The organism is Aerococcus sp. HMSC23C02, assembly GCF_001806805.1.
Classification (GTDB): Bacteria; Bacillota; Bacilli; order Lactobacillales; family Aerococcaceae; genus Aerococcus; species Aerococcus sanguinicola.
This window is the reverse complement of record NZ_KV786044.1, coordinates 77,784-84,853: the sequence shown is the minus strand read 5'-3', so window position 1 is coordinate 84,853 and position 7,070 is coordinate 77,784. Positions and strand designations below refer to the sequence as shown.

5 protein-coding genes are annotated in these 7,070 nt (G+C 48.9%); 1 reads left to right on the top strand and 4 read right to left on the bottom strand.

Features of this window, described 5'->3' with window-relative positions; translation table 11 throughout:
- Positions 1-177 precede the first annotated feature (177 nt).
- The 4 genes from HMPREF3090_RS04595 to HMPREF3090_RS04580 all read right to left on the bottom strand — a co-directional run bounded on the left by HMPREF3090_RS04595 (position 178) and on the right by HMPREF3090_RS04580 (position 5,837).
- On the bottom strand, positions 178-1,032 hold the full coding sequence (locus tag HMPREF3090_RS04595; RefSeq protein ID WP_067972531.1) for an SDR family oxidoreductase: 855 nt from the start codon (positions 1,030-1,032) through the stop codon (positions 178-180).
- A gap of 265 nt (positions 1,033-1,297) precedes the next feature.
- Positions 1,298-2,407, bottom strand: a complete 1,110-nt coding sequence (gene uxuA / locus HMPREF3090_RS04590) for a mannonate dehydratase (protein WP_067972534.1) — start codon at positions 2,405-2,407, stop codon at positions 1,298-1,300.
- Between the two features lie 1,298 nt (positions 2,408-3,705).
- Positions 3,706-5,079: a Sapep family Mn(2+)-dependent dipeptidase gene (locus tag HMPREF3090_RS04585; protein WP_067972537.1), complete on the bottom strand. Its 1,374-nt coding sequence runs from the start codon at positions 5,077-5,079 to the stop codon at positions 3,706-3,708.
- Between the two features lie 23 nt (positions 5,080-5,102).
- On the bottom strand, positions 5,103-5,837 hold the full coding sequence (locus tag HMPREF3090_RS04580; RefSeq protein WP_067972540.1) for a TraX family protein: 735 nt from the start codon (positions 5,835-5,837) through the stop codon (positions 5,103-5,105).
- Positions 5,838-5,923: 86 nt separating this feature from the next.
- Between HMPREF3090_RS04580 and HMPREF3090_RS04575 the strand changes: the two genes are divergently transcribed.
- A complete protein-coding gene (locus tag HMPREF3090_RS04575; protein WP_067972543.1) occupies positions 5,924-7,030 on the top strand; it encodes a M24 family metallopeptidase in 1,107 nt (368 codons plus the stop codon).
- The last annotated feature ends 40 nt before the right edge of the window (positions 7,031-7,070 follow it).

Below are 7,070 nucleotides of genomic sequence, written 5' to 3'. Positions count from 1 at the left end.
CTCGAGCCGGTGCCATGGCTTTTTAACGATCAAATTCAAAAGCGTAATGAATGCTCATCACTGCTATTATCAATACTACTGCGCTCTGTTAACTCCCACCACTAAGGAAAAGGCTTAAACAAAGTTACTTTCCTGCTTAAGCCTTTCCCATTCATTCATCTAAAACAGCTGCCCAGATTAAACACCTGAGTAAGCAGCGAAACCACCATCGATTGGAATAATAACCCCGTTAACAAAGCTTGCGGATTTTTCATCAGCTAAGAAGAGGGTTGGTCCAACCATTTCATCTGGTTCACCGAAGCGACCCATTGGTGTATTGGTAATGATCTTGTTACCACGTGGTTTCAAGGTTTCGTGGTCTTCTTCAAACATTAAGTCAATGTTTTGGTGAGACACAAGGAAACCTGGTGCAATAGCATTGCAGCGTACGCCAACTTTAGAGAAGTGAACAGCTAACCATTGGGTGAAGTTAGAGATAGCTGCCTTAGCTCCTGAGTAAGCTGGGATCTTGGTTAATGGTGTGAAGGCGTTCATTGAAGAAACATTAATGATGTTTGCCCCTTCACGACCTACCATATCTTTAGCGAAAACTTGGGTTGGGAGTAAGGTCCCTTGGAAGTTCAAGCTGAAGACAAAGTTAACGCCTTCTGGATCTAAGTCGAAGAAAGTAGTGGTTTCTTCATCTAAGCCTTCTTCGTGGAATTCGTTATCAGTAGTTGCGCGTGGGCTGTTACCGCCTGCCCCGTTAACTAAGATATCGCATGGGCCGAAGTCATTATTCAATTCTTCGCGAACAGCTTCTAAGTTTTCCTTGTCTAAAACATTACACTTGTAACCCTTAGCCTTGCCGCCACCTAAAGCGTTGATCTTTTCAGCCGCTTCGTTAGCTGCATCTTCGTTAAGGTCAAGTAAAGCAACATTAGCGCCAGCTTGAGCAAAGCCTTCTGCTAACTTAGAAACAATAACCCCACCTGCACCAGTTAATACAACAGTTTTACCTGAAAAATCATGAACATATGGATTGTTTGCCATCTTTGCATTCCTTCTTTCTAAAATTAAGGGTGTGAGACTTGGCGCTTAGCTTTGGATGCTTGGAGTAAGTTGGGATAAGGGCAAACCCCGCTTGCACGTTCCCAACTTGCGAAAGCCCTCCAAAGCTGCCAAGTCGAACCCGACTATTAATCCTGATCCAAAAGTCAGCCCTGGCTCCACTTCACAAAGGCTGTGCGAGCCTTGTTAAGGCTCTATCATCCTTTGCTCCAGTGGTCCAGGCCTAAACGACTTTTGTCACACTCTATTATTTACGGTTCTTAAGTAATTCTTCGTCGTGTGGATAAACAGCTTGGCCGAAGTCTGGCTTGCGGTCATACTTGTGGCAGAGCGCTTCGTAGAGGCCGTTGATGTAGGCAACCCCTAGGGCACGGTCATAGAGGCCATAACCTGGTGTTTCTGTTTGGTCACCCCAGATGCGGCGGCCGTGGTCAGGACGGATTGGGCCTTCCCAGCCGTATTTCACTAAGAGGTCCATCATACTGTAGAAGTCCACGTCCCCATTAGCAGATAAGTGGCCAGTTTCCATGAAGCCCCAGTCGCCAGCTTGGACGTTACGGGCATGGACGAAGTTGATCCGGTCGCGTTTCAAGGCATATTCCATGATGGCGTCGACATCGTTCTTGCCATCTGAGAAGTAGCAGCCATGGTCCATAGTGATCCCATTGCTTGGTGAATCCACGATATCTAAGAAACGTTTCACCGCATCTAAGCCGGTAATGATACGTGGCAAGCCAAAGATAGAGTATGGCGGATCATCAGGGTGGATAGCCATTTTCACGCCAGCTTCCTCAGCCACTGGAATGATTTCTTTAAGGAAATATTCTAAATTTTCCCATAATTGTTCTTCATCGACTTCAGCATAGTCAGCAAAGACTTGGGCCATTTCTTCTTTAGTGTAAGAAGCATCCCAACCTGGTAAGCTAAAGTCCCCATTGATTGGGTCCACTGCTTCAGCTTCATCCTTGAAGAAAGCCAAGCAAGTTGAACCATCAGGAAGAAGGTATTCTAAGTCCGTACGGGTCCAGTCAAAGACCGGCATGAAGTTGTAACAAACGACTGGAATACCAGCCTTACCCACGTTGCGGATAGACTCTTTGTAGTTTTCGATTAATTGGTCGCGGCTTGGTTTGCCTAATTTGATGTCTTCATGGACAGGGATTGATTCGATAACCGAAATATGCATCCCTTGTTCCTCAACAGACGCCTTTAATTTTTCGATGTTTTCCAGGGGCCATGCTTCCCCCACTGGCACATCATAAACAGCTGTTACGATACCTTGCATGCCTGGAATGACACGGATATCTTCTAGCTTAACTGGGTCATGATGGCCATACCATCTAAAACTCATTTCCATATTTTATCTTCTCCTTTTCACAAAAAACTTGTGGGACTTTGGTTGCCCAAACTTATCCACAGCGTTCTATATCAATTGTACCTTATAAGCGTTAATTATATCAAGTAGACTTGCTTGAAAAGGCCAGTTTTTTGATAGTTTAAATAAATATATTTAGAGCGCTTTCAGAGCAAAAGACTTAGCCTGATATCAGCTAAGCCTTGATTTGACGCGAAAGCGCTTCATGTAAGAACAATCTTGCACTTGCTTTGAGCTATGGATTTGATGTCGAATCCCAATAATCATCCAGGGCTTTTTGTGCCTCTTTTTGTGCTTGCTCCAGGGCTTCTTGGGCTGGAATATCTTGCCAGTCAATTGGATAAAAATTCTTCTCATCTTCTTTATTTTAATTGACCGACTAGTCAGGCAAAAGTAGATACGCCTGCTTATCAACAATAGCATACTGCCATGTAAACTATTAGGAATGTCATGAAAGCATACATTGAAAGCTCGCTTCCATTCTTTTGTAATGGTTTCCAGGGGGCAGATATGCTATACTGGTAAAGAAAAAAAGAGTGAGGTGAATCCTATGGCAACATCCAAAGCACAAAAAAAGCGTAACCGCAAAATTCTCTGGTATGTGATTTTAATTATCTTCACCATTATCCAAAGCATCTACCTCAGCAATAAAGAAGATTAAAAACAGCCAGAAGTGAATGGTATAGGTGAGCATGTGCTTAAGGCCTGCTCATAACAGATATTCTATTTATTAGTGAAACCTTTCTAATTTACAGCACTAAAAAGACAAAAAGCAGAAGCTTCTAGATCATAAGAGCTTCTGCTTTTTTATGTTTTAAATTTAACTAATAACTTCAGCTGAATAGACTTGTCAGCATGCTTGTAGCAAGACAGTGGGAAGTTTTAAGCTTTGGACATCAGCAACTGAATTTTAAAGATTCAAGGGCCAAATTCAAAAGGGCAACAGATGCTCACTAGCACCGTTTAATTTAATCCTAGAAAGTTAAGTTTTTTCTCCACTGTTATATAATACAAGATAAATTTGTGCTCTTAATTTTCAATAGTACGATTATAGTGGTTCAACGGTTTCCTTATGAGCAGGAGTGGAGCGTTGAAGTTGGCCCTTAGCCGTGACCAAGCAAGCGATGTGAATTAGGGATAGTAGGCATCAGCCGTACTAGCCCTTTGAAGCTCGCTAGGTGAGAGACCTTGGCTCTCACCGGTGCCACGGCTCTTCAAGGGCCAAATTCAAAAGCGCAACGGATGCTCACTAGCACCATTTCCTTTAAAGACTATCCACCCTACAATTCCTTAGCCTGGCCAAGTTTAATCAAGCTTTCTGTGTACAGTTTGAGAAGCGGGATGAGGCTATCAATTTCCACATACTCATCCGCCTGGTGGGCCACTTCGGGATCTTTTTGGAAATTGGAGCCGAAGCTGATGCAGTTGCCTACTTTCTTGCTGTAGGACACTGCCTTGCCGATCAGGGGCGTCTGGCTTTCTTCAGGGAAGTGTTGGGCAAAGGTCTTCGACAAGGTCTGGATGGCTGGTCGGTCCGGATCTTCTAGGGTCACCGGGACGTCGAAGCTGGCCTGGATCTGCCAATCGGGCAAGCGGGTCTGGATCTTCTGCTTCAATTCATCCGAATGCGAACCATTAGGAAAGCGGCAATCGACGGCGAGTTTGATGCCGGTCTGAGCCCGGAAGTCCAGCTGACCGAGGTTAAAGGTCAAGGGCCCCATTTCCGGACTGGCATAGGCGATGCCGACCCCCGACCCATCGCTAGGGCTGAAGAGTCGATCTAGGTCGCTAAAGCTTTCCAGGTCCAAGGCTTCTCCCAGGGTCTGGAAGAGCCGGCTGATAGCATTAATCCCAAGCTGGGGTTCTGAGGCGTGGGCCCCCTTGCCGTCCAGGCTCAAGTGGGTCTCACCATCCCGGTAGCTGACTTGTCCCGGCCAATCTTTCTGATCCAGATAAGCCTGGAGAATTGCTCGGTAGTCGCCAGCTAAACGGGCTTGGGCTCGGGAAGGCACCACATTAGCTCCCTCTCCGCCTGATAGCTCAAGGATTGGCCCATAGTCTGCCAAGTCATGGCTGAATTCCCAGGTAATGGCGCCGAATTCCCCTACACAGACAGGGAAGACGCCATCCGGGGTGAAGGCGAAGTCAGGCTGGCCGGCCTGGCGCAAGTAAGGCTCCAGGTCAAGCATCTCCGTTTCCTCATCAGAGCCATAGACCAGGCGCAACTGGTTACGGAGAGGAATTTTGTAGTCCTGGATAATCTTCATGGCATAGAAGACCAAGAGGCAGGACCGTTTCATGTCATTGACCCCGCGGCCGTAGAGCTTACCGTCTTCCTCCACCGCTTCAAAGGCGGGCCGGGTCCAATGGCTGCCAGCTTGAACCACATCCAAGTGGCTGACCACATCAATCCGGTATGGGGTCGCTAACTGCCCCGGCAGGTCAATGGCAATCGCCTCATTAGCATAATTTTGTACGGTCAGACCTTCTGCTTGGGCGAGCGCTGTCATATAGTCCAGGGCGCGCCGGATTTCTTGGCCGTAAGGTGCCTCGCTGGAGGCCGTAGCCTCGTCGCGAACGGATGGAATGCGGACGAGGGCCTTGAGCTCGGCCAATAAGTCCTCGAAATAAGCGTCATAATTAATGGCTAACATCTGTGCCACCTCTTTCTAATTCATTACAAGAGCAAGTGACGGATCCCAGCATAAATAAGCAAGTGGGCCGGATAGAGAAAGTAGAACCAGCGGCTATTCCCCCGCCCCTTTTCTCCATTATAGTGGTAAATAAGGTAGTAAGCGATCAAAACACCCGGCCCCTCCCAAAGCGATGCCAGGGCCCCGACCACAGCCTGGCACAAACGCTCTTGCCGGCTCAGGTAGAGGAGGACCACTAAGGCTACCCCAAAGTAACCGTAGTCAACCCTTCCTAGCTCAGCGAGGACCATCAACAATAGCGGCCCCAAAACTTTGAGCCAGCGGTAGCGGTCTTGTTTTAAAGTTACTAAGGCCAGGAGCCCTGCTAGAAGGGTAAAGAAGACATTCTGATGACTCCAGTCCAGGCTTTGTCGGAAGAGGGCCAGGTCGAAAGGCACTTCTGAGAGAAGGGCCAAGATCCCAAGTCGCCCGGCATAGGCCTTGACTGACCGGGTATGGACGAAGCCCTCAATTAGTAGGAAACAAAAAATAGGAAAGGCAATCCGCCCGATCGACCGCATGATGAGGTAGACTAGGGCCGGGCCATCACTGGACACCGTCAAGAAGTCCAGCCAGGTCACCGGCGCCAAGAGCTGGGGCTCAATGAAAACCACTGCCGCATGGTCAATAAACATGGCCAGCATGGCGATCAGCTTCAACTGGGTCCCCGTCAAGGAGAAGATTGGTCCTCTACTGTCATCGTCGCGCGTGTTTTGCATCTGCTTCCCTCTTTTCCTGAATGGCTTTGTTCTTCGGCTAGTTTTGTTTTATAATGCTCCTATCAAGACATAAAGGAGATGACACGATGGCAAGTGAATATCGTGCCCGTTTAAGGTCCTTACAAGACCGGCTGGAAAGCCAGCATGTGAACCAAATCCTAGTGACTGACCCCTACAGTATTTATTATTATACCGGCGTCTTAGTCGACCCCATGGAGCGGCTCTGGCTCCTCATTGTGCCCTATAAAGGACGGCCCTGCCTCGTAGCCAACGAGCTCTTCCGCTTCCAAGTGGATGATATTTTTCAAGTGGTTCGGACCAAAGACCAAGATGACTTTGGCCAGCTGGTCAAGCGCCTGCCCCTAGAGGAAGTGGGAAATTTCGGCATCGATAAGCAGATGACCGCCAACTACCTCCTCCCCCTCATCACGACCTATCCCTTGAGTAACTTTAGCCTGGCCAGCCACTTGGTTGACCAACAGCGCGGGATCAAGTCGGCAGGTGAACAGGAGCTTATGCGCCAGGCTTCCGCCCTCAACGACCAGGCCATGGCCCGCTTAGTCGAAGAAGTCCTTCCCTATGGCCCCAGCGAAATCGAAGCCTGCCAGGCCTTAGAAAAAATTTACCGGGAAGTTGGAGCAGATGGAGGCTTTAGCTTCGAACCCATCGTCGCTTACGGGGCGAACGGGGCCGACCCCCACCACTTGTCGGACCACAGCCGGCCCCAGCTAGGAGACGCCATTGTGGTTGACATCGGTTGCCGCCACCAGGGCTATTGCTCGGACATGACCCGGACCTTCTACTACGGCCAGGTCTCAGACAAGGACCGGGCCCTCTACCAGCTGACCCTGGAGGCCCAGGAAGCTGGGATTGCAGCCGTTAAGGTCGGTCAGGCGACTTTCCAAGCCATCGATTCGGCCTGCCGGACCACCATCGCCCAAGCTGGCTACGGCGACTGCTTCATCCACCGGACAGGTCACTTTATCGGCCAAGAAACCCACGAAGCCGGTGACGTCAGCCAGGCCAATACCCAGCTGGTTCAAGCCGGCCAGTGCTTCTCCATCGAACCCGGCATCTACCTGGAAGGCGAAACCGCCGTAAGAATCGAAGACCTAGTCATCGCCCAAGCCAACGGGGTCGAAGTCATTAACCACTATCCAAAAGAACTTTCGATTATCCCTATACAAGGGTGAGAGGGCTGGCGCTTAGACTTGAATGATTGGAGACTCATCG